Source organism: Bacillus sp. FG16 (assembly GCF_057809515.1).
The window spans coordinates 40,256-61,858 of the sequence record NZ_JBMDKC010000027.1 but is presented as its reverse complement, the minus strand read 5'-3'; the positions used below and the strand labels follow the sequence as shown (position 1 = coordinate 61,858).

Below are 21,603 nucleotides of genomic sequence, written 5' to 3'. Positions count from 1 at the left end.
TTTTATCAAGCTGCCTAATGAAATAACCGTGTCTAACTTTTAGGGGTCACTTCATTTTAATAAAAAAGGATGCTTTTTTTATTACTACTATTCGTAGATTTCCGGCATTTTCAAGGCGATGATTACAGCTACAGGACTTATACATACTAGATTTGTATATTACTTGTTTTTTGACAGTTTAAGAGGTTTATCGACGAGAATTATTTCTGTATTAGTGTTTTTAGATCCTGCTGTTGCCAAACTATTAGACCGGATTTAGATGCAAGTAATAGGGATTATCCTTATATTTGTAGGGATGGCACTAACTTTTCGCAAGGGAAGAGAAGGCGAGTTATCAGTGAAGGGGAATGCTACCTCTGAAATATAGATCATGAATATAGTAACCGTCATTAGGTATCTCCTTTACGCGCCAATAAAGGGAAGTTGTAAAGTGAAAAGGAGTTTATAAAGAAATTGTAGAATGTTTTAGTATATAACACCTTAGATGTGACAACTTCCTTTTTGAAAAAGAAAGAAGGAGGCATAAAGCAGAAAGGTAGTAGAAATATTTCTTCTAGAAGATTTGCATTTTATCTTACATTCACCAAAAAAGAGTACTCCTGAAACAATGAAATTCATTTTATTTGAATGAAATAGGGAGAGAGGACAATGAAGAAAAAAATATTGGGTGTAATGATGATTGCGACAATGGCAGGAGGTATATTTGCAGGGACGAATGTGACGCCTGTAAAAGCGGAAGAGTATCCACAAATGATTGTGTTTGAAGATGTTCCATACGGATTTTGGGCATATGACGCTATTATGGATTTAGCATATCATAAAATTATATTAGGGTATGGAAACGGGAAGTATGGTGTTGGCGATCTTATAACACGTGAACAAGTAGCTGGGACTATTTACAGAACACTTGAGATAAAAGAAGAAGGGCCAGTAGCGAATCCATATAAAGATGTTTCTGATAGTACAACAACTTTTAAAAAGGAAATTTTGGCGTTAACAAAACGTGGTGTTTTTACAGGGGATGGCCAAGGGGATTTTAGGCCGAAAGCACCAATCTCTAGAGCGGAAATGGCTGTCATTTTAAAACGAGCATTTAATTTTGAAACGAAACAAAAACATACATTTAAAGATATTCCAAAAGGTCACTGGGCAGAAGATGCAATTAGTGCGTTACAATCTAATAATGTTGTGAGAGGAACTGGGAATGGCATGTATGAATTAAATCGCCCTGTACCTAGAGAACAATATGCTCAGTTTATTAATAATGCGATTATTAATTATCATTTAAAAGAGGATTGGAAGTAGAGTGAAATATGAAAGCACAAATAGAAATATTTGTGCTTTTTTGTTTGTTTAAAAAAGAATTATTATTCGTATTTATGTATTTTTATGGTTATACACAAGCTTTATAATCAATCCGATGAAAAAGACATGATGTGTAATATGATTCACAAAACCGTCACGAAATGTGTCGGAAAATATATTGTCACTATACCATTTATTCTGTATATTTTTAAAAAAACATATACATATTGGGGAGATAATTTGATGAGCAAAAAATTATTAAAAACAGCTACAGCATTAACAATTATGGGTGGGGTGTTATTCTCAGCAGAGAGTAACAGTGTAAAAGCGGAAAGTGCACCGTTGCAAAAAACAAATACAATTGTATTTAAAGATGTACCAAAAGGACATTGGGCATATGAGGCAATTCATGAATTAGCGGAACAAGAAATTATTTTGGGATATGGCGATGGAATATTTGGTTTTGGGGATAATGTAACACGTGAGCAAGTTGCAGCTTTAATTTACCGTGTGTTTGATATGGAAGAACAAGATGAATATGAAAACCCATATGGAGATATCGATGAAAATTCAACAAGCTTTATCGAGGAGATATTGGCTTTAACGGAAATGGGAATTTTCCAGGGAGACGAGAATGGAAACTTTAGACCGAAGGCGACGTTAACGCGTGCGGAAATGGCACAAGTTCTTACGAATGCTTTTGACTTACAGGCGAAGGGATCTCATAACTTTAATGATGTTTCAGCAAATTCATGGGCAACGAACGCAATTAGTGCAGTACAAACAAATGGTATTACAATGGGAATCGGAGAAGGTAAATTCGGTCCGTCTATGAAGGTAACGAGAGAACAATACGCACAGTTTTTACATAGAGCAATATTGCATGATATGGAACAAGGGCAGTAATAAAGTTTAACTAGTCAAAGTGAAATTTAAAAATAATACAAAAAAGGTCGTTGTTGTATAACAGCGACCTTTTTTTGTATGAAATAAAGTGCGAAAGAATGGCGTTTTGAAAAAAATGAAATGAATTTTCAAAAAAAACTTCCTTTTCTGAAGATTTGTTATATAATATAAAACATGAAATCAAATCTGTTATAAAACAGTTTAAGAAGGGGATGCTAATATGTCGACGCAAACTTCACGGGTTACACTCGTTGGAGAAATGTTACCAGCGTACAACGAAATATTGACACCTGAGGTGCTTAGTTTTTTGAAGGAACTACATGAGAATTTTAATGAGCGCCGCATAGAACTTTTACAAAAACGTGTAGAAAAACAAAAGAGAATTGATGCAGGGGAGTTTCCGAAGTTTCTAGAAGAAACAAAACACATACGTGAAGCGGATTGGACAATTGCCAAGCTGCCAAAAGACTTAGAGGACCGACGCGTAGAGATTACTGGACCGGTAGATAGAAAGATGGTCATTAACGCTTTAAATTCAGGAGCGCATCTTTTTATGGCGGATTTTGAAGATTCGAATTCACCAACTTGGGAAAATGCAGTTGAAGGTCAAATCAACTTACGAGATGCAGTAAAGGGAACGATTTCACATGAAAATGATAAAGGGAAAGAATATAGATTAAATGAGAAAACAGCTGTACTCATTGTACGTCCAAGAGGATGGCATTTAGAGGAAAAGCATATGCAAGTTGATGGGGAAAATATATCGGGTAGCTTAGTAGATTTTGGCTTGTACTTTTTCCATAATGCGAAAGCTCTTTTAGCAAAAGGGAGCGGCCCATACTTTTACTTACCAAAAATGGAAAGTTATTTAGAAGCGAGATTATGGAATGATGTATTCGTATTTGCTCAAAAATATATCGGCATTCCAAATGGAACGATTAAAGCAACTGTGTTACTGGAAACGATTCACGCTTCGTTTGAAATGGATGAAATTTTGTATGAGCTAAAAGATCATTCTGCTGGCTTAAACTGCGGAAGATGGGATTATATTTTTAGCTTTTTAAAGAGTTTCCGTAATCATAATAAATTCTTACTACCAGATAGAGCGCAAGTTACGATGACGGCGCCATTTATGCGTTCGTATTCTTTGAAAGTAATTCAAACATGTCACCGTCGTAATGCACCAGCAATTGGAGGAATGGCGGCACAAATTCCGATTAAAAATAATCCAGAAGCAAATGAAGCAGCTTTTGAAAAAGTGCGTGCTGATAAGGAGCGCGAAGCTTTAGATGGTCATGACGGGACTTGGGTTGCCCACCCTGGACTTGTACCGGTTGCAATGGAAGTATTTAATCACATTATGAAAACACCGAATCAAATTTTTAGAAAACGTGAAGAAATATGTGTAACAGAAAACAATTTACTAGAGGTACCGATGGGAACGATTACAGAAGAGGGCCTTCGCATGAATATTAGCGTAGGTATTCAATATATTGCATCTTGGTTAAGCGGACGGGGAGCAGCACCCATTTATAACTTAATGGAAGATGCGGCAACTGCTGAAATTTCAAGAGCACAAGTATGGCAATGGATTCGTCATGAAGGTGGAAAACTAAATGATGGTCGTAATATTACGCTTGAATTAATGGAAGAGCTAAAAGAAGAAGAATTAGCAAAAATAGAAAGAGAGATTGGTAAGGAAGCCTTTAAGAAAGGGAGATTCCAAGAAGCGACAACGTTGTTTACAAATCTCGTTCGAAATGATGAATTCGTACCATTTTTAACATTACCGGGTTATGAAATTTTATAAAAAATGAAAAGGGGATGGAACAAATGAAAAACGAAAGAATCGAGAAATTACAAGAGAGCTGGGAATTAGATGAGCGTTGGAAAGGGATCACACGTCCATATTCGGCAGAAGATGTAATTCGCCTGCGCGGATCGATTGATATTGAACATACATTAGCGCGCCGCGGTGCTGAGAAGCTTTGGACATCGCTTCATACAGAAGACTATATTAACGCACTTGGCGCATTAACAGGAAACCAAGCGATGCAACAAGTGAAAGCTGGGTTAAAAGCGATTTACTTAAGTGGTTGGCAAGTAGCAGCTGATGCAAACCTTTCTGGACATATGTATCCAGACCAAAGTTTATATCCAGCGAACAGCGTACCTGCTGTAGTGAAACGAATTAATCAAACACTTCAACGTGCGGATCAAATTCAGCATATGGAAGGAAGCGATGATACAGACTATTTCGTACCGATTGTAGCAGATGCAGAAGCTGGATTTGGTGGACAATTAAACGTATTCGAACTGATGAAAGGTATGATTGAAGCAGGTGCATCAGGTGTGCATTTTGAAGATCAATTATCTTCAGAGAAAAAATGTGGCCATTTAGGCGGAAAAGTACTACTACCAACGCAAACAGCAGTACGCAATTTAATTTCTGCACGCCTTGCAGCAGATGTAATGGGAGTGCCGACAATTATCGTTGCAAGAACAGATGCAGATGCAGCTGATTTAATTACGAGCGATATCGATCCTGTTGATAAAGCATTTATTACAGGAGAAAGAACACCAGAAGGATTTTACCGTACGAATGCAGGTCTTGATCAAGCAATTGCGCGCGGTTTAGCGTATGCACCGTATGCAGACCTCGTTTGGTGTGAAACGTCGGAACCAAATTTAGAAGATGCAAAACGATTTGCGGACGCAATTCATAAGGAGCATCCGGGAAAGCTACTTGCTTACAACTGCTCTCCATCATTTAACTGGAAACAAAAACTAGATGAAAAAACAATTGCGAGCTTCCAAAAGGAAATCGCATCTTACGGTTATAAGTTCCAATTCGTAACGCTTGCTGGATTCCATTCATTAAATTACGGTATGTTTGAACTAGCACGTGGCTATAAAGAGCGCGGCATGGCAGCATACTCTGAACTACAACAAGCAGAATTCGCAGCTGAAAAACATGGCTACTCTGCAACACGTCATCAACGCGAAGTAGGAACAGGTTACTTTGATGAAGTTGCACAAGTAATTACAGGCGGAACTTCATCAACGACAGCGTTAAAAGGATCTACAGAAGAAGCACAGTTTACGAAATAAAAGGAAGGGCACCTTTTTGAAGGGTGCCCCTTGTTATTTTGTAATTGATGCGAGAGTAAAGGAAATTATACTAACTTACCGACACGAAATGACAATATCGTCATATGTTTATCAGATCCAATCCCCTCTATGCTCGCGAATAAACTTTATATCTTTTTCATAATGCTCTAGATGTCCTTCATCAATCATTCTTTGGAAGTTAATATCGCCCTCTTGAGCTTTTCTTTTCATATATGTACATAACCCTTCTAAACGAAGCAACACCATTCCTAAGTAATCTTCACCCATATTTTTACCATAGGATTGAACAAACAACTTCACTTTTTCTTTAATACGATCTGCATGTTGCGATGATTCATAATGAATGGCTTCACCAGATTCTGTATAATACACTCTACTTAAAGGCACACAAGTATAAAGTGTATAAGCGATATCCCATAGTCTTGGACCAGGAGCAGCAACATCGAAATCAATAATCCCTACTGGTTTCTCATTATTGAAAATAATGTTATATATGGCAAAATCATTGTGACATAAAACCTCAATGTTATTTGGCGTGTGATTCATCGGTTTCCAATCATCTAATAACGGAAAATCACTTACAGCATCATGGTAAAGGCGGAGCATCTTTGCGATTTCTTTTAATACATCATTAGATCGCATATATTCTTTTAAAGGATAATTGCCAGCTTCTCCTTCAATAAAGGATAAAATCTCTCTATCTTTTTCATCTACACCTAAAAACTTTGGAGCATAATGAAATCCTTTGTTTTCTAAGTGTTGTAATAGCTTATGGATCTTTGCGCTATCTGGCTTTAATTCTCGACGAACAGTATTTTCAGAACGATATACGTTCGAAACGTTTCCGCCTGTTAGCTTTTCTTCGTTATCGTAGTTTGACATGTGAAAATTCCCCCTATAATTAAAAAATCCAATTCCAAATAGTGAATAGACCAACAATGGCAGAAAAGAGAAGGCAAGCAAGGAATGCTAGACAGCCAAAAGGAACTAGCTTATCTTGCCATGTTTCTTTATACTCATAAATTAACTCCTCTGCTACTTTCTTCTGCACTGAAGATAAAGGTTGATCTTTATACAAACCTTTTAAATGGTTAGAATCGCCTTTAAACTTTAAAGCACGTGCAATATGATGAGGATTATTTCCCATTGATTTTTCAAATAATAAACATGATTCATGCATAATGTCTGTTTTATGTTTCTCTAGATACCAGTAACGTCCAGCCATTTCTGGATATTGTAATGTATAATAAATATCTCCGAGTTGTTTTCGAAGATGTAATTCATTTGGGTATGTAAAGATGAGGCCATGCAATCTATCTCTTGCTTTTCCAAGATTATTATTTTCAATATCCTCTTCGATTCTTTTTAATGTTTTTCTAGGAATTTTGTTGTTCATAAATTCCTCCTTATTTGGAATAGAGATAATTATATTTTATAAGAAATACTAAAAATTAGAAATTCCATTTTAGAAAAAGATTGTACATTTTATTTTAATGTGCTATGATGATGTCAGTTGAATAGTTAAATTAAGCAATCCATATGTTATCAAGTGCTGAAAACGAACGAGAAAAAGTATGTGAGAACTAGTTTATGTTTCGTATTTGATAATGTGTGGATTCTTTTTTTAGACAGGAAGACTAAAAAAATTAAATTTGTATTTTCTTAGGAGGAAATAATCATGGCAGTAACAGGACAAGTAAAATGGTTTAACAACGAAAAAGGCTTCGGTTTCATCGAAGTTCCAGGCGAAAACGACGTATTCGTACACTTCTCTGCAATCGAAACTGAAGGTTTCAAATCTCTAGAAGAAGGCCAAAAAGTTAGCTTCGAAATCGAAGAAGGTAACCGTGGACCTCAAGCTAAAAACGTAATCAAACTATAATTTTATAGTTGATGATGGAAAAAAGGATGGCTTATGCCATCCTTTTTTTGTTGTCTAGATATATGAGTGATAAGGACAAGGGGAAGGAAGAGGGGACGGGAGTAGGTATGATTGAAAAATATACAAGTGAAGTTGTACTTGATATATACGATTGAAGAGATAAAAGCATACGCGAAAATATATGAATATGAAGAAGAATAAAAGGCTTTCCAAAAAGGAAAGCCTTTTATTCTTCTTTCGCCACTTTTTTCTTCTCACGTTTTTTGCATTCGGGACATTTTGATTTACGAAACGGTTTGGCAAAGAATAGCAGAATAAAAAATAAACCGAATATAATACTAGCTGAGTTTTTCACGATAATGACGCTACTATTTTTCATTTGAATCGATGGTTGAATCTCTTTTTCTTCCATAGTGGCCCTCCGTATATTGGATTTACATTTTAATTATAGCAAAGTTAATTGTTGTAATGATGTGAAATGAAGAAGTGATTTCAAATATTTATAGTAGTATAAATGCTTTTTTGTGCATAATATTATCTTTTTATTATTATATACTTATTTTTTAATTTAAAGAATGTTTGATAAATGATAAAATAATGTAAAATAGTGGAATGTACAGACCATTTCCTTTTCATAGGTGCTAAAATTATACATGCAGCTGCTAATATAAATGGAAAAAGGAGATAATAGAGTATGGAAAGTAAAGTGGAACGCTATGTTGAAAATTATGTTGTAACGAAAAATACGATGGCATTACTTCCTATTATTCTCAGTGAAAAGAAAATTGTTACGCGAGTCGTTGAAATGAATGATTCTTTTTTCGTATTTCAAAAACCTCTAGATATTATAGAAAGAAGTTGCCGAAAGCATGGCTCGAGTTTCTTAGGCAGAAAAGAAGGAACGAAAGAGTTAACTAATATCACACATAAAGCACCAATTGCGATTAGTCCTACAGATCAACTTTATTTTTTCCCTACCTATTCTTACTCTAGAAAAGAGTGCGCGTGGTTGTCTCATTTTTATATTGAAAGTAATAAAGAATTAAAAGATGGAAATCTTATTATTAGATTTATAAATGGCTTTGCTGTGAAATTAGAAATATCAAAAACTAGTTTTGAAAATCAACAAAATCGTACAGCGAAATTACGTACTGAATATGAAGATCGTAGGAAAAAACAAGGGAGCCCTTGTTTTAAAGAGATTGATAAAAAAGAGGAATCAACATTAAGACCCGCTTATGAGAGAGTGTATTTTGTTAAGGAAGGCGAAGTGTGAAAGGATGGGGGAATCCCCATTCTTTTTTTTATTTATCAGTCTTTGTCGATAAGGCGATATATTAGAAAAAACGAGTTGTAATTGATATGTTTAGAAAATCAACAGTGTAATTTCATGTGCCGATAAAAATATCGGAAAACCATCTAAATAACAAAACGAACGACACGTCCTGTCGAATATTGATAGATTATCATAGCTAAATAATGAAGGAATTCTTATGAAAGATATGGAAACTTTAATAAATACATCTCCATATGTCGTATCTACCATTTCCTCTTTCATATAAGCGATGATACAGTAGGGATAGTATTTAGAGTAAAGGGGTAAAGTGTAGAATGGATTTTCAGACAATCAAAGAGTATTTTTCACCAGAAAATATGGATCATATTGTTGAGAGTTATAAAGCGTTTGGACCACTTCTTGGTATTGGTTTACCGATGATAGAGGCGTTGATTCCAGCATTACCGCTTATCGTATTTGTACTGGCGAATGCTGTTGCATTTGGCTTTTGGCTCGGTTTTCTTTATTCATGGCTTGGATCAGTAATGGGTGCCTTACTTGTCTTTTTCATCATCCGCCATTTTGGCCGCAGTCGTTTCTTTTCGTTTGTAAATAAGCATGAGAGAGTACGAAAAGCAATGGGGTGGATTGAAAGGAAAGGATTCGCACCGATTTTTGTTATATTTTGTTTTCCGTTTACACCGTCAGCGCTAATAAATGTTGTCGCTGGTTTATCCCGAATTAGTGTAAAACAGTTTGGGCTAGCGTTAGCATTCGGAAAGCTTGTGATGATTTTTATTTTAACGTATATCGGTCATGATTTAATGTCATTTATTCATAATCCGGTGAAATCAGTCATTGTAGCGATTGGTATTTTTATTTTATGGTATGTCGGTAAGAAAATTGAAGTAAAGTTAGAATTACAGTAAGAATAGTCTTCTTTATAAGTGTAGGCTTCATTATTAAAGGATAAGGGGAGAAGCAGATGAAGAAAACTTTGAAAAAAGAAGGCATAGAGTGGATACGAACAATTTTAATTGGTGTATTATTAGCTGTATTTTTTCGAACGTTTTTCTTTTCAACGTATGTTGTAGAGGGGAAGTCAATGATGCCGACCTTGCAAGATGGCAATATGCTCGTTGTAAATAAGGTGAGTTATCAAGTTGGGGACTTGAACAGATTTGACGTTGTGGTGTTTCATGCGAATAAAAAAGAGGACTATGTAAAGCGAATTATCGGTTTACCTGGAGATCATATTGAATATAGGCATGATAAATTATATATAAACGGACAATTTATTGATGAGCCGTATTTAGAGAAGTATAAGAAAGAGATAAATGGAAGGCAACTAACAGGCGATTTTAAATTAGAAGAGTTAACGAAAGAAAAGCTGGTGCCACCCGGGTTTATTTTTGTAGTAGGTGATAACCGGCTCGGGAGCTGGGATAGTAGACACTTTGGCTTTGTAAAAGCTGATACAGTCGTCGGGAAAGTTGATTTGCGATATTGGCCAATTCAAGAGGTGCAAACGAATTTTTCAAAAGGTTGATATAATGAAGTAGAAGTATAGAAAAGACAAACAACTCAGTTTGTCTTTTTTCGTGTACTATAATACAATTATAGTAGCAAACTAACGTTCGTTATGTAAGTGAAAGGTGGGGTTACATGTCACTTCGATTTGTGATTGGTAGAGCGGGAAGTGGAAAAAGTACACTTTGTTTACGCGAAGTGCAAGAAGAGTTAAAACAGCGCCCGAGAGGGAAAACAATATTATATCTTGTGCCAGAACAGATGACATTCCAGACGCAGCAGGCGTTAATTGGAAGTGAGGATGTAAGAGGTTCTATTCGGGCACAAGTTTTTAGTTTTTCAAGATTAGCGTGGAAGGTGCTGCAAGAAGTTGGCGGAGCGAGTCGTCTTCATATTGATGAAGCTGGTGTACATATGTTACTCCGTAAAATTGTAGAGTCTCGTAAAGATGGATTATCGGTGTTCCAAAAAGCAGCGGAGCAAAACGGTTTCTTTGAACATCTTGGCAGTATGATTGCAGAGTTTAAACGTTACAATGTAACGCCATCTAACGTATATGAAATGTGGCAACAATTAGATGCGCATAGTAGCAGTGCCGAACAAAAGTTACTAGCGAATAAAGTGTATGATTTACAGTTACTATATGATGATTTTGAGCGTGCTTTAATTGGAAAATACTTAGATTCAGAAGACTACCTGCAATTGCTAGTGGAAAAGCTTCCGCAGTCTGAATATGTAAATGGTGCGGAAATTTATATAGATGGATTTCATTCATTCTCCCCGCAAGAGTTAGAGATTTTAAGGCAGCTTATGATTTGTGGAGCGAGAGTTACGATCACGTTAACGATAGATGAAAAAACGTTAGCGCAGCCAGTAAATGAACTCGATTTATTTTATGAAACGACGTTAACGTATGAAAAAATAAAACAAGTAGCGCGTGAAGAGAAAATAGAAATTGAAAAAACAATTCCACTTATAGAACAGCCGCGTTTTCATTCTCCGGCATTAGCGCATTTAGAAGCTCATTATGAAGCGCGTCCGAATGAGAAATTTAACGGTGAAGCGAGTGTAACGATTAGTACAGCTGCGAATTTACGAGCGGAGGTAGAAGGTGTTGCTCGTGAAATTCGTAAACTTGTCGCGGATGAAAAATATCGTTACCGAGATATTGCAGTGCTTCTTCGTAATGGGGAAAGTTATTACGATGTGATGCGAACGTTATTTACAGATTATAATATCCCGCACTTCATCGATGAAAAACGCCCGATGTCACACCACCCATTAGTAGAATGTATTCGTTCTGCACTCGAGATTATTAGTGGGAATTGGCGTTATGATGCGGTGTTCCGTTGCGTGAAAACAGAGCTTTTATATCCATTAGACGTAAGAAAAGAAGCGATGCGTGAAGAAATGGATGAATTTGAAAATTACTGTTTAGCGTACGGTGTACAAGGAAAGAGATGGACTGCTGAAGATCCATGGATGTATCGCCGTTATCGTTCTCTTGATGATACGAACGGGATGATTACAGACAGTGAACGTGAAATGGAAGAGAAAATAAATAGGCTACGTGACGTTGTAAGAACACCTGTTATTCGCATGCAAAAAAGGTTAAAGCGTGCAGGGACAGTTATGCAAATGTGTGAAGCAGTTTACTTGTTTTTAGAAGAACTGGATGTTCCGAAGAAACTAGAAGAATTACGTATACGTGCAGAAGAAAGTGGAGATTTCTTATTTGCGACAGATCATGAACAAGTATGGGAAGAAGTAATGAGCCTTCTTGATACATTTGTAGAGATGCTTGGGGAAGAGAAAATGTCTCTTTCTATGTTTACTGACGTTATGTCGACAGGTCTTGAGGCACTTCAATTTGCTAACATTCCGCCGTCATTAGACCAAGTGTTAATTGCTAATATTGATCACTCCAGGTTATCTGACGTGAAAGCAACGTTTATTATAGGTGTAAATGAGGGTGTCATTCCAGCAGCACCTATGGACGAAGGGATGCTTTCTGATGAGGAAAGAGAAGTTCTTGGTGCGGCAGGGATTGAATTAGCGCCAACGACAAGACAAACTTTGTTAGAAGAACAGTTCGTTATGTATCAAATGGTAACGAGAGCGTCTGAGAAGTTATACATTTCATGCCCGCTTGCAGATGAAGAAGGAAAGACGTTACTTGCGTCTAGCTTTATTAAGAAAATAAAAAGAATGTTCCCTAATGTGAAAGATTCATTTATTACGAATGACGTAAACGATTTATCACGTTCAGAACAAATTTCATATGTAGCAACGCCAGAAGTAACGTTATCTTACGTTATGCAGCAACTACAAACGTGGAAGCGATACGGATTTGAAGGGAATTTAGACTTTTGGTGGGACGTATATAATTTCTACGTAACTTCAGATGAATGGAAACAAAAAAGTAGCCGCGTCTTATCAAGTTTATTCTATCGAAATCGTGCGCAGAAACTAAGTACAGCAGTAAGTAGAGATTTATACGGAGATACAATTAAAGGAAGCGTCTCTCGTATGGAACTATTTAACCGTTGTGCATATGCTCATTTTGCGCAGCACGGTTTATCGCTTAGAGAGCGTGATATTTTCAAGCTTGATGCGCCAGACATAGGCGAATTATTCCATGCGGCATTAAAGAAAATTGCGGACAAGTTATTGCGTGAAAACCGCACTTGGGCGGATTTATCCATAAAAGAGTGTGAACATCTTTCTGTTTTAGTAATAGAAGAAATCGCACCGTTATTACAACGACAAATTTTATTAAGTTCAAACCGTCATTTCTATTTAAAACAAAAACTACAACAAATCATTTTCCGTACGTCAATCATTCTTCGTGAACATGCGAAGTCAAGCGGATTCGTACCAGTTGATTTAGAAGTGCCGTTCGGTATGGGTGGTACAGGATCGCTTCCGCCGATGGAATTCTCGTTACCAAATGGTGTGAAGATGGAAGTTGTCGGCCGTATTGACCGTGTTGATAAGGCAGAAGATGAAAACGGGACGTTCTTACGTATTATTGATTATAAATCAAGTTCAAAAGCGTTAGATTTAACGGAAGTGTATTACGGATTAGCACTTCAAATGTTAACGTATTTAGACGTTGTTACTTCAAATGCACAGACGTGGATGAAAAAAGGCCACGCAGCATCACCAGCTGGTGTACTGTACTTCCATATTCATAACCCAATTGTTGAGATGAAAGGTGACGCATCTGAAGCTGAGATTGAAAAGGAAATATTAAAGAAATTTAAAATGAAAGGACTCGTACTAGGAGATGCTGACGTTGTTCGTTTAATGGATAACAAACTTTCAACAGGAAGTTCAGATATTATTTCTGCTGGCCTGAAAAAAGACGGTAGCTTTAGTGCGCGTTCAAGTATTGCAAGCGAGCAAGAGTTTAACGTACTACAGAAATATGTACACCATACGTTTGAAAATATCGGAAAAGACATTACAGAAGGTGTTATTGATATTGCTCCTTATAAAATGGGAAATAAAGCAGCATGTACGTTCTGTAACTTTAAATCTGTTTGTCAGTTTGATGAGTCACTTGAAGATAATCGGTTCCGATCGTTAAAAGATATGAAAGATAGTGAAGCGATGGAGAAAATAAGAGAGGAGGTTGGCGGAGAATGATAGAAAATTGGCCTAAAAAACCAGAAGGTAGTCAATGGACGGATGACCAGTGGAAAGCTGTTGTAGCGAACGGACGTGATATTTTAGTTGCGGCTGCAGCTGGGTCAGGTAAAACAGCAGTATTAGTTGAACGTATTATCAAGAAGATTATTAATGAAGAAAATCCAGTCGATGTCGACCGCCTGCTCGTTGTAACCTTTACGAATGCAGCAGCGCAAGAGATGAAAAACCGAATTGGGGAAGCGTTAGAAAAGGTATTAATTGATGAACCAGGATCTCAGCACGTAAGAAAGCAGCTGAGCCTATTAAATAAAGCTTCCATTTCAACAATTCATTCATTTTGTTTACAAGTCATTAGAGGATATTACTACATGCTTGATGTTGATCCTCGTTTCCGTATCGCGAATCAAACAGAAAATGAATTGTTAAAAGAAGAAGTGCTAGATGACATATTAGAAGAAGAGTACGGAATCGAAGATAATACAATCTTCTTTGAACTTGTTGATCGTTATACGAGTGACCGTAGTGATGATGACTTACAACGTATGATTTTAGCGCTTCATACAGAGTCAAGAGCGCATCCAAATCCGGGAAAATGGCTTGATAAATTAGTAGAAGCATATGACGTAGAAGGAAAGACTATTGAAGATTTAGTATATGCTTCTTACTTATTAGAAGATGTGAAATTCCAGCTTGAAACAGCGGAACAGCATATTCGTAAGGCAACTGAACTCGCAATGCTTCCTGACGGTCCTGCTCCTCGCGTTGAAACCCTGCAAGCAGATGTAGCTTTACTTGGAACGCTATCATCAGCTGCTCGTGAGTCGTGGACAAGATTGTATGAAGCGATGCAAAACGTATCGTGGCAAACATTAAAGCGTATTAAGAAAAGTGATTACAATGAAGATGTTGTAAAACAAGTAGACTCTCTTCGTAATAAAGCGAAAGATGAAGTAAAGAAATTACAAGAAGAGTTATTTAGCCGCAAACCTGAAAGTTTCTTACGAGATTTTCAAGATATGCACCCTGTATTAGAAAAGCTTGTTCAACTTGTAAAAGTATTTACAGAGCGTTTCCAAGCGATGAAGCGAGATAAAGGAATGGTCGATTTCACAGATTTAGAGCATTTCTGTTTACAAATTTTAAGTGAACAAAGTGAAAATGGTGAAATGAATCCTTCAGCAGTAGCGCTTCAATATCGTAATAAATTTGCTGAAGTGTTAGTCGATGAATATCAAGATACGAACTTTGTACAGGAATCCATTATTAAATTCGTAACGAAAGATTCTGAGAGTGAAGGAAACTTGTTCATGGTTGGTGATGTAAAGCAGTCGATTTATCGTTTCCGACTAGCCGAACCAGGACTATTCCTAGGAAAGTATAAACGCTTCACACAAGAAGGGTCGGGCGGCGGAATGAAGATTGGCTTAGCGAAAAACTTCCGTAGTCGTCATGAAGTACTAGCAGGTACGAACTTTATTTTCAAACAAATTATGGGCGAAGAAGTTGGGGAGATTGACTACGATGCTGATGCTGAATTAAAGCTAGGTGCTAGCTATCCAGAAGGTGAAGATGTAGCGGCAGAGCTATTATGTATTCAGCAAACGGAAGAAGAAGTAATGGATGGAGAAGAAGGTGCAGAAGTCGAAAAAGCACAGCTAGAAGCTCGTCTTATGGCGCAGCGTATTAAAGCGATGGTTGATTCAGGTTATGAAGTGTATGATCGTAAAAATGATAGTATGCGCCCTGTACAATACCGTGATTTCGTTATTTTACTCCGCTCGATGCCGTGGGCGCCGCAAATTATGGAAGAGTTAAAATTGCAAGGAATTCCAGTATATGCTGACCTTGCGACTGGTTATTTTGAAGCGACAGAAGTAAATATTATGATGAACGTATTCCGCGTTATTGATAATCCGATGCAAGATATTCCGCTTGCAGCTGTACTTCGTTCACCGATTGTGGGACTAAATGATGAAGACCTTGCGACGCTTCGTGCTCATGGGAAGAAAGGGTCATTTTATGAAGTAATGAGCTCGTTCTTAAAAGGAGCACCGCTTGAAGAAGAGCAAGAACTTCATGATAAATTAGAGTGGTTTTATAATTTACTGCAAGGGTGGCGTGAATTTGCACGTCAACAATCACTTTCTGATTTAATTTGGAAAGTGTACGGTGAGACAGGTTATTACGACTTCGTTGGCGGTTTACCAGCAGGAAAGCAAAGACAGGCAAACTTACGCGTACTATATGACCGTGCAAGACAATATGAAGCAACATCATTTAGAGGGTTATTCCGCTTCTTGCGTTTTATTGAACGTATTTTAGAACGCGGTGATGATATGGGTACGGCGAGAGCCCTCGGTGAACAAGAAGACGTTGTTCGCATTATGACGATTCATAAAAGTAAAGGGCTAGAGTTCCCGGTCGTATTTGTAGCTGGACTCGGTCGTCGTTTTAATACACAAGACTTAATGAAGCGTTTCTTACTGCATAAAGATTTCGGTTTCGGTTCACAATTTATCGATCCGCGTAAACGAATTAAATATACGACATTATCGCAACTTGCAATTAAACGCAAAATGAAAATGGAATTAATCGCGGAAGAAATGCGTGTATTATATGTAGCGTTAACGCGTGCGAAAGAGAAGTTAATTTTAATCGGAACAGTTAAGGATGCAAATAAGGAAATGGAAAAATGGCTTGATGCGAGGGAACATAATGAATGGTTATTACCAGATCACATACGTGCCGGAGCGTCTTGTTATTTAGACTGGATTGCACCTTCATTATATAGACATCGTGATAGTGAAATGCTTCTTGAATTAGGACAAGGAAGTATTCCAAGTGAAATTTACGGGTATGACACTAGCTGGAAAGTAGAAGTTGTGGACGGTAATACGCTACTTGCACCAGAGCCAGTTCAAGAAGAGAAACAAGAATTGTTAGAAGCGCTTCGTGAGAAAAAGGCTGTTCCATTAGAAAGTGAACGGAAAGAAGAAGTGTATAACAGATTAATGTGGAAGTACGGATATGAGGATGCGACATCTCATCGTGCGAAGCAGTCTGTTACAGAAATAAAGAGAAATTATCAATCTGAAGAAGGTAGCGATAACGCCTTTATTAAAAAACTACGTGCACCAATTAAAACACGCCCGCGCTTTATGGAGAAAAAAGGGTTAACGTACGCAGAGCGTGGAACAGCAGTCCATGCCGTTATGCAGCATGTTGATTTGAAGAAGCCGATTACGGTTGAAGTTCTTCAAGAGCAAATTGCTGGAATGGTAAATAAGGAATTATTAACATTCGAGCAGGCGGAAGAAATAGCGATTGAAAAAGTAATTTCATTCTTTGACAGTGACTTAGGTAAAAGGGTATTAGCGGCAAAAAGTGTAGAGCGCGAAGTACCATTTACGATGATGCTTGCAGCAAAAGAAGCATATCAAGATTGGCAAGGGAAGAGTGAAGAAACGATTCTTGTCCAAGGGGTTATCGACTGCATGATTGAAGAGGAAGATGGCATTACGTTAATCGACTTCAAAACAGATACGATTGAAGGGAAATTCCCAGGCGGATTCGAACAAGCAAAACCAATTTTAGAAGATCGATATAAAGTGCAACTTTCGTTATATGCAAAAGCACTGGAGAAAAGCTTACAACATCCTGTGAAAGAGAAATGTTTATACTTCTTTGATGGGAATCACGTTGTAAATATTGAAGGATAGACAACAGAAAGGGGCTATAAAAAAATGACAACGTTAAGAACTTGTGAACAGGGACACGAGTACTATAAAAGTAGCGATTGTCCAACTTGCCCAACCTGTGAGAAAGAGAGAAAACCAAAAGAAGGTTTTCTCTCTCTTCTTTCAGCGCCAGCAAGAAGGGCATTAGAACACCGTGGAATTCAAACTGTAGAAGAACTCTCAAAATATAGTGAAAAAGAAATTTTAAAACTGCATGGTATGGGACCTGCGTCTTTGCCGAAGCTTAGACATGCTTTGGAGGAGAGCGGATTATCATTTAAATAAAATGAAATAGTGCCTCTTCACTACTTACTTGTTTATACTACTATTTGTGAACAGTAAAGCTCTTGATTATTAAAATTTCATTTTAATAATTTGAATTAGATAAAAGAAAAAAGTAGGAGAATATCTCCTACTTTTTTTACGCTGTTCCAATCTGATCTTGATCCGCCACATCAGAATCAAACGTATTTGTTGCACTAACACCGCTAAAAGTATTCACAACAAACCCAACATTGGAAGCTCCAGATCCGTTATAGGCTTTCGTGTTTTCTTTCGGAGACACGTTATAAAAATCTCCTAAGTTGAAAGAGCCGTTACTGTTTTGAACGACGAGATTTCCTACAACCGAAGGCATACCATCCACCTACTTTACTAAGCTTTTTAATTACTATATGAATTATTGTGCGGAAGGTTCATCCGTAATATATTGGCGGATTTGCATAATACGAGAGTTATTAAAAACATAATCAACATTTCCAATTTGAAAGCAACCAGAATTTAAAAGTGTCCGCAATTCAACATTATTAACTTCAATAAAAGGGCATTCATTTACAATGTTTAATTTTACATCTGTCGTTCGTTTTGGAATTGTAATGTGTTCATCTGTAAAGATTTCAAAAGCATCAAAGCGACCTTCTCCCCTTATATAACAAGGAATTTCACGGTGGACGGCAAGAGCTCTACTTTTTAATTCCATTTGGTTTGCATCTCCAACTTGAAATACGGCAGTAATCCCTAAAGAAATAATAGAAACATTTTGGACAATGGACACATGATGCAACATAATTTCTCAGTCTCCTTATTAACCTGGAGTAGGAGGGACATCTGTTACTAATGGTACAAATGGTCCCTCTGTAACAGTTTCGAATGGTGTATCGAGAATAGAAGATAGAATGAGGAGATTGGCATCTCCAATTAAAAAGAGTGCGGACGACGATACACCGTTCATTTTAATCTGTCCGACTTTTAACTCACGGTTTACAACGTTAAGGTTCATACATACTTACTCCTTTCGGAAATTTCCCGGTATGTGCTGAATAAAGGAGAGAAAGGCTTTGTCAATATCTTGTTTCATTGCCTGAATAATGATATCTCGTAAATAATCTGGATCTGTTGAAATACCTTCATATGATTGAACTTGTGATAAATAATAAGGGAGTCGATGCTCCATCTGTTTTTTTATGTCATCCACCATCATTTGTCGATACATTTCATCAAGCGGTGTTCTCTCTTCTTGTTCAAAATGTAGAATACGATTATATGCTTCTTCATCTAAGTATCGATGCATTTCTTGGAGGATACCTTGATAAAAGTCTGGATTTGTTTCGGTTTCAGGATTTACCTTCAATGTTTCTGTATCCACTTGAAAATCTTCAATTTGTTGTCCTTTTGCTGAAAATGGATTTAAGCCAATATTTAAAGTACCATTTAAATTTTCGACTTTTAATTGATCGAATTTGTATTCCACTTTTCCTACAGAAGAGGAGGGGCGATTTTTTAATTCGTTAAGCTCTTCTTGGAGTTGGCGTACTTGATCTTCTAAATTCAGGATGGCTGCTTGTTGTGTTTGAAGAGCTTGTTGAAGTTGGTGTAAGTAAGTATATATATCTTGATTCATTTGTGAAACCTCCTTTTCAATAGGGAGGGTAAAAATATTCCTGCTATATATTTATGACAAGGATGTCTTAAGAAGAACTAGTTGATGGTTTGATAGAAATAATTTGTCCTTTTGCCTGTAATGGGCGAAGTGGCTCCGTAAATCCGCCCGTATTTGAAAATTTAGATAGGGCTTTAATACTTCCAGCAGTACCAATTTGGAATACAGAAGAGGTTGTGATGCTATCAATTTTAATACTGTTGATGATGATACTTTGGTTTACATACAAATTCAATGCAATCGCCTCCTTTAAGTTGAGCCAATTATCGCTTGATCGATTACATCTGAATCGTTGACAGTCGTTGCACTTTGATAATTGTAGACAGAAACGTTATCTCCAACGTTGAAAGAGCCGGCCCCGGCGAAAGCGCGTGAGTAACTAATAGGCCTAATCGCAAATACATCTCCGATATGAAAAATACCACTTGATCCAATATTGACGATGCGGATATGTCCGACCATAGCTGGCATACAAAACACCTTTCGTTTTTAAAATTTTCTTTTCTACTATTGTATGGGCGTTTCTAATAAAATGTGTGTTTTTTTTGAAATAAAAGAAACACACGCGTTATTGCGTGTGTGTGTTGAACGTTTGAGTAGGGTGGAAATTCGTATGTACATGACAAATTACATTTAAGAGCCTGTCCAGTTCTTGGCTACAATCCACTGTTCTTTGAGAAGTCATTCCGTAGCGTTCAGCAAAATAGATCATTTTTTCACGTTTTTTTTCAATAGCTTGCTCAAACATTGAAATCGGCTCCATCTCTAAATGAAATTTTTAGTATATATGTAGTACATATTATACAAAAAAATCATAAAAAAGAAATGCCTTCGCTAAAAAAAGTAAAATTTCTACATTTTATGCTAAATAATGAATAAGTAACGAATAAGGTGCGAGAAGAATATTGTAAAAATTAGCGTGCATGAGAAGGTTTTTTTCTTGCGGATGCGAATACAATTAAAGGGCATGAGTTTTAGGATGGAGAGTGGAAATATTGCGTTTTGTAACGGCGAAGAAAGAAGAAAAGGTATTTGTAGGTATTGTGGATGAAGAAGAAGAAAAGGTATTACACTTAAGAGAAGCGCAAAGACAAAAAGGGGAAAAGGTTACAATCCCTATTACAATGTTAGAGTGTATTGAAAGAGGGACTGAATGCTTTGAGAAAGTATGTGAAATTGTAAATTGGGCAAAAGAGAACGGGGAAGCGACGTATTATCCGTTAACAGAGGTGAAAATATTAGCGCCGATTCCAAGGCCAAGAAAGAATATTTTGTGCGTTGGAAAAAACTATCGTGAGCATGCGGTAGAAATGGGCGGAGTAGAGTCTATTCCAGAAAATATAATGATCTTTACGAAAGCACCAACAACAGTTATTGGCATAAATGAGCAAATTAATGGTCATCCTCACGCAACGGACGAACTAGATTACGAAGGAGAACTAGCTATCATTATTGGTAAGCGAGGGAAGCAAATTAAAAAAGAAAAAGCGCTTGAGCATGTTTTTGGTTATACGATTATAAATGATGTAACAGCTCGAGACATTCAAAGAAAACATAAACAGTTTTTCCTTGGGAAAAGCTTCGATACATTTTGCCCGATGGGACCGTATTTAATTCATAAATCGGTGGTTAATGCGCCGAATGAATTACACATTGAAACGGTAGTAAATGGAGAAGTAAGGCAAACTTCCAACACAAATAAAATGATTTTTTCGATAGAAGAAATTATTTCAACGATAAGCAAAGGAATGACTTTAGAACCAGGCGATATTATCGCAACAGGAACCCCGGCTGGTGTCGGAAAAGGTTTTACACCACCGAAGTTTTTACATGCTGGTGATGAAGTGGTCATTACAGTAGAAGGAATTGGTACTTTGCGAAATGTAGTGAAATAAAGAAAAGAGCTATCTTGTATAAAGATAGCTCTTTTCTATGGTCTCGGATTATAGAGGTAATCGATAACGGCAAAAGTGTAAAGACCAATGAATGCAAGTGTACAAATGCCAAATAATATAACCGCGAGTGCGCTTTTTTCTCGTCCGAAACCAATGATAGTAAGAATAACAGCAGTCCAAAATGATGCTTTCAGTAGTGTGAATGTAGTAGGAGTTGAGTAATGAAGCCATGTTGTGGAAAGTAGGAAGCTAAAGAATGTAACTAAAATAAAAGATGTAGCTAAATAGTTAATCTGTTTACCATATCTTAATAGCATATCGCACCTCCTTTATAATTCAAAAATACA

The 21,603-nt window shown here is 36.9% G+C and carries 23 protein-coding genes and 1 pseudogene; 13 read left to right on the top strand and 11 right to left on the bottom strand.

The window, feature by feature from the left end; translation table 11 throughout:
* Positions 1-72: 72 nt before the first annotated feature.
* The 5 genes and pseudogenes from ACODS7_RS12505 to aceA all read left to right on the top strand — a co-directional run.
* Positions 73-367 (top strand): annotated as a pseudogene (locus ACODS7_RS12505) (EamA family transporter); the annotation flags it as partial.
* A 281-nt stretch (positions 368-648) separates the two neighbouring features.
* Entirely contained in the window at positions 649-1,305 is a 657-nt protein-coding gene (locus ACODS7_RS12500) for an S-layer homology domain-containing protein (RefSeq protein WP_016082513.1), read from the top strand.
* Between the two features lie 138 nt (positions 1,306-1,443).
* A complete protein-coding gene (locus ACODS7_RS12495) occupies positions 1,444-2,211 on the top strand; it encodes an S-layer homology domain-containing protein (protein ID WP_140163765.1) in 768 nt (255 codons plus the stop codon).
* 220 nt (positions 2,212-2,431) lie between these two features.
* The gene (gene aceB / locus ACODS7_RS12490) at positions 2,432-4,021 is read left to right on the top strand and encodes a malate synthase A (protein ID WP_050842841.1); all 1,590 of its coding nucleotides are present in this window, start codon (positions 2,432-2,434) and stop codon (positions 4,019-4,021) included.
* A gap of 23 nt (positions 4,022-4,044) precedes the next feature.
* On the top strand, positions 4,045-5,322 hold the full coding sequence (gene aceA, locus ACODS7_RS12485) for an isocitrate lyase (RefSeq protein WP_000787346.1): 1,278 nt from the start codon (positions 4,045-4,047) through the stop codon (positions 5,320-5,322).
* Positions 5,323-5,433: 111 nt separating this feature from the next.
* Here the strand turns inward: aceA and ACODS7_RS12480 are convergent, their stop codons facing one another.
* Positions 5,434-6,225 (bottom strand): phosphotransferase, encoded by a 792-nt coding sequence (locus ACODS7_RS12480; protein ID WP_029442115.1) that lies wholly within the window; start codon positions 6,223-6,225, stop codon positions 5,434-5,436.
* Between the two features lie 19 nt (positions 6,226-6,244).
* Positions 6,245-6,739: a DUF6584 family protein gene (locus tag ACODS7_RS12475; protein ID WP_043936617.1), complete on the bottom strand. Its 495-nt coding sequence runs from the start codon at positions 6,737-6,739 to the stop codon at positions 6,245-6,247.
* Between the two features lie 282 nt (positions 6,740-7,021).
* Here ACODS7_RS12475 and cspA point away from each other — a divergent pair, with 282 nt between their 5' ends.
* The gene (gene cspA, locus ACODS7_RS12470) at positions 7,022-7,225 is read left to right on the top strand and encodes an RNA chaperone/antiterminator CspA (RefSeq protein ID WP_000301522.1); all 204 of its coding nucleotides are present in this window, start codon (positions 7,022-7,024) and stop codon (positions 7,223-7,225) included.
* Positions 7,226-7,451: 226 nt separating this feature from the next.
* Here cspA and ACODS7_RS12465 read toward each other — a convergent pair whose 3' ends face one another.
* Positions 7,452-7,637 carry a hypothetical protein gene (locus tag ACODS7_RS12465; RefSeq protein ID WP_016082506.1) on the bottom strand — a complete coding sequence of 62 codons (186 nt, stop codon included), beginning with the start codon at positions 7,635-7,637 and terminating at the stop codon, positions 7,452-7,454.
* Between the two features lie 282 nt (positions 7,638-7,919).
* Between ACODS7_RS12465 and ACODS7_RS12460 the strand changes: the two genes are divergently transcribed.
* The 6 genes from ACODS7_RS12460 to ACODS7_RS12435 all read left to right on the top strand — a co-directional run bounded on the left by ACODS7_RS12460 (position 7,920) and on the right by ACODS7_RS12435 (position 17,707).
* Positions 7,920-8,501: a competence protein ComK gene (locus ACODS7_RS12460; RefSeq protein WP_043936618.1), complete on the top strand. Its 582-nt coding sequence runs from the start codon at positions 7,920-7,922 to the stop codon at positions 8,499-8,501.
* 335 nt (positions 8,502-8,836) lie between these two features.
* Positions 8,837-9,430 (top strand): TVP38/TMEM64 family protein, encoded by a 594-nt coding sequence (locus ACODS7_RS12455; RefSeq protein ID WP_043936619.1) that lies wholly within the window; start codon positions 8,837-8,839, stop codon positions 9,428-9,430.
* Between the two features lie 56 nt (positions 9,431-9,486).
* Positions 9,487-10,050, top strand: coding sequence for a signal peptidase I (gene lepB / locus ACODS7_RS12450; protein WP_016082503.1), 564 nt, complete (start codon positions 9,487-9,489; stop codon positions 10,048-10,050).
* Between the two features lie 116 nt (positions 10,051-10,166).
* Positions 10,167-13,682, top strand: a complete 3,516-nt coding sequence (gene addB, locus ACODS7_RS12445; protein WP_243168396.1) for a helicase-exonuclease AddAB subunit AddB — start codon at positions 10,167-10,169, stop codon at positions 13,680-13,682.
* Positions 13,679-17,404 carry a helicase-exonuclease AddAB subunit AddA gene (addA, locus tag ACODS7_RS12440; RefSeq protein WP_243168397.1) on the top strand — a complete coding sequence of 1,242 codons (3,726 nt, stop codon included), beginning with the start codon at positions 13,679-13,681 and terminating at the stop codon, positions 17,402-17,404. Before addB ends, addA begins: the two co-directional genes overlap by 4 nt.
* 24 nt (positions 17,405-17,428) lie before the next feature.
* Positions 17,429-17,707 carry an RNA polymerase alpha subunit C-terminal domain-containing protein gene (locus ACODS7_RS12435; protein WP_016082500.1) on the top strand — a complete coding sequence of 93 codons (279 nt, stop codon included), beginning with the start codon at positions 17,429-17,431 and terminating at the stop codon, positions 17,705-17,707.
* A 136-nt stretch (positions 17,708-17,843) separates the two neighbouring features.
* On the opposite strand, the gene gerPF is transcribed toward ACODS7_RS12435, so the two are convergent.
* From gerPF to ACODS7_RS12400, 7 genes are all read right to left on the bottom strand, one after another.
* Positions 17,844-18,059 (bottom strand): spore germination protein GerPF, encoded by a 216-nt coding sequence (gerPF, locus tag ACODS7_RS12430; RefSeq protein ID WP_001141570.1) that lies wholly within the window; start codon positions 18,057-18,059, stop codon positions 17,844-17,846.
* A gap of 42 nt (positions 18,060-18,101) precedes the next feature.
* Positions 18,102-18,488, bottom strand: coding sequence for a spore germination protein GerPE (locus ACODS7_RS12425; RefSeq protein ID WP_016082499.1), 387 nt, complete (start codon positions 18,486-18,488; stop codon positions 18,102-18,104).
* A gap of 18 nt (positions 18,489-18,506) precedes the next feature.
* Positions 18,507-18,701, bottom strand: a complete 195-nt coding sequence (gerPD, locus tag ACODS7_RS12420) for a spore germination protein GerPD (RefSeq protein ID WP_001052807.1) — start codon at positions 18,699-18,701, stop codon at positions 18,507-18,509.
* Between the two features lie 6 nt (positions 18,702-18,707).
* Complete coding sequence (gene gerPC / locus ACODS7_RS12415) at positions 18,708-19,322, bottom strand: spore germination protein GerPC (RefSeq protein WP_001070761.1); 615 nt, start codon at positions 19,320-19,322, stop codon at positions 18,708-18,710.
* Between the two features lie 67 nt (positions 19,323-19,389).
* Complete coding sequence (gene gerPB / locus ACODS7_RS12410; RefSeq protein WP_001055456.1) at positions 19,390-19,596, bottom strand: spore germination protein GerPB; 207 nt, start codon at positions 19,594-19,596, stop codon at positions 19,390-19,392.
* A gap of 14 nt (positions 19,597-19,610) precedes the next feature.
* The gene (gene gerPA, locus ACODS7_RS12405) at positions 19,611-19,832 is read right to left on the bottom strand and encodes a spore germination protein GerPA (protein ID WP_001111187.1); all 222 of its coding nucleotides are present in this window, start codon (positions 19,830-19,832) and stop codon (positions 19,611-19,613) included.
* A gap of 97 nt (positions 19,833-19,929) precedes the next feature.
* On the bottom strand, positions 19,930-20,109 hold the full coding sequence (locus ACODS7_RS12400; protein WP_048565003.1) for an aspartyl-phosphate phosphatase Spo0E family protein: 180 nt from the start codon (positions 20,107-20,109) through the stop codon (positions 19,930-19,932).
* Between the two features lie 247 nt (positions 20,110-20,356).
* Between ACODS7_RS12400 and ACODS7_RS12395 the strand changes: the two genes are divergently transcribed.
* Entirely contained in the window at positions 20,357-21,256 is a 900-nt protein-coding gene (locus ACODS7_RS12395) for a fumarylacetoacetate hydrolase family protein (RefSeq protein WP_243168398.1), read from the top strand.
* A gap of 35 nt (positions 21,257-21,291) precedes the next feature.
* On the opposite strand, the gene ACODS7_RS12390 is transcribed toward ACODS7_RS12395, so the two are convergent.
* Complete coding sequence (locus ACODS7_RS12390; RefSeq protein WP_029442122.1) at positions 21,292-21,573, bottom strand: hypothetical protein; 282 nt, start codon at positions 21,571-21,573, stop codon at positions 21,292-21,294.
* Positions 21,574-21,603 lie beyond the last annotated feature (30 nt).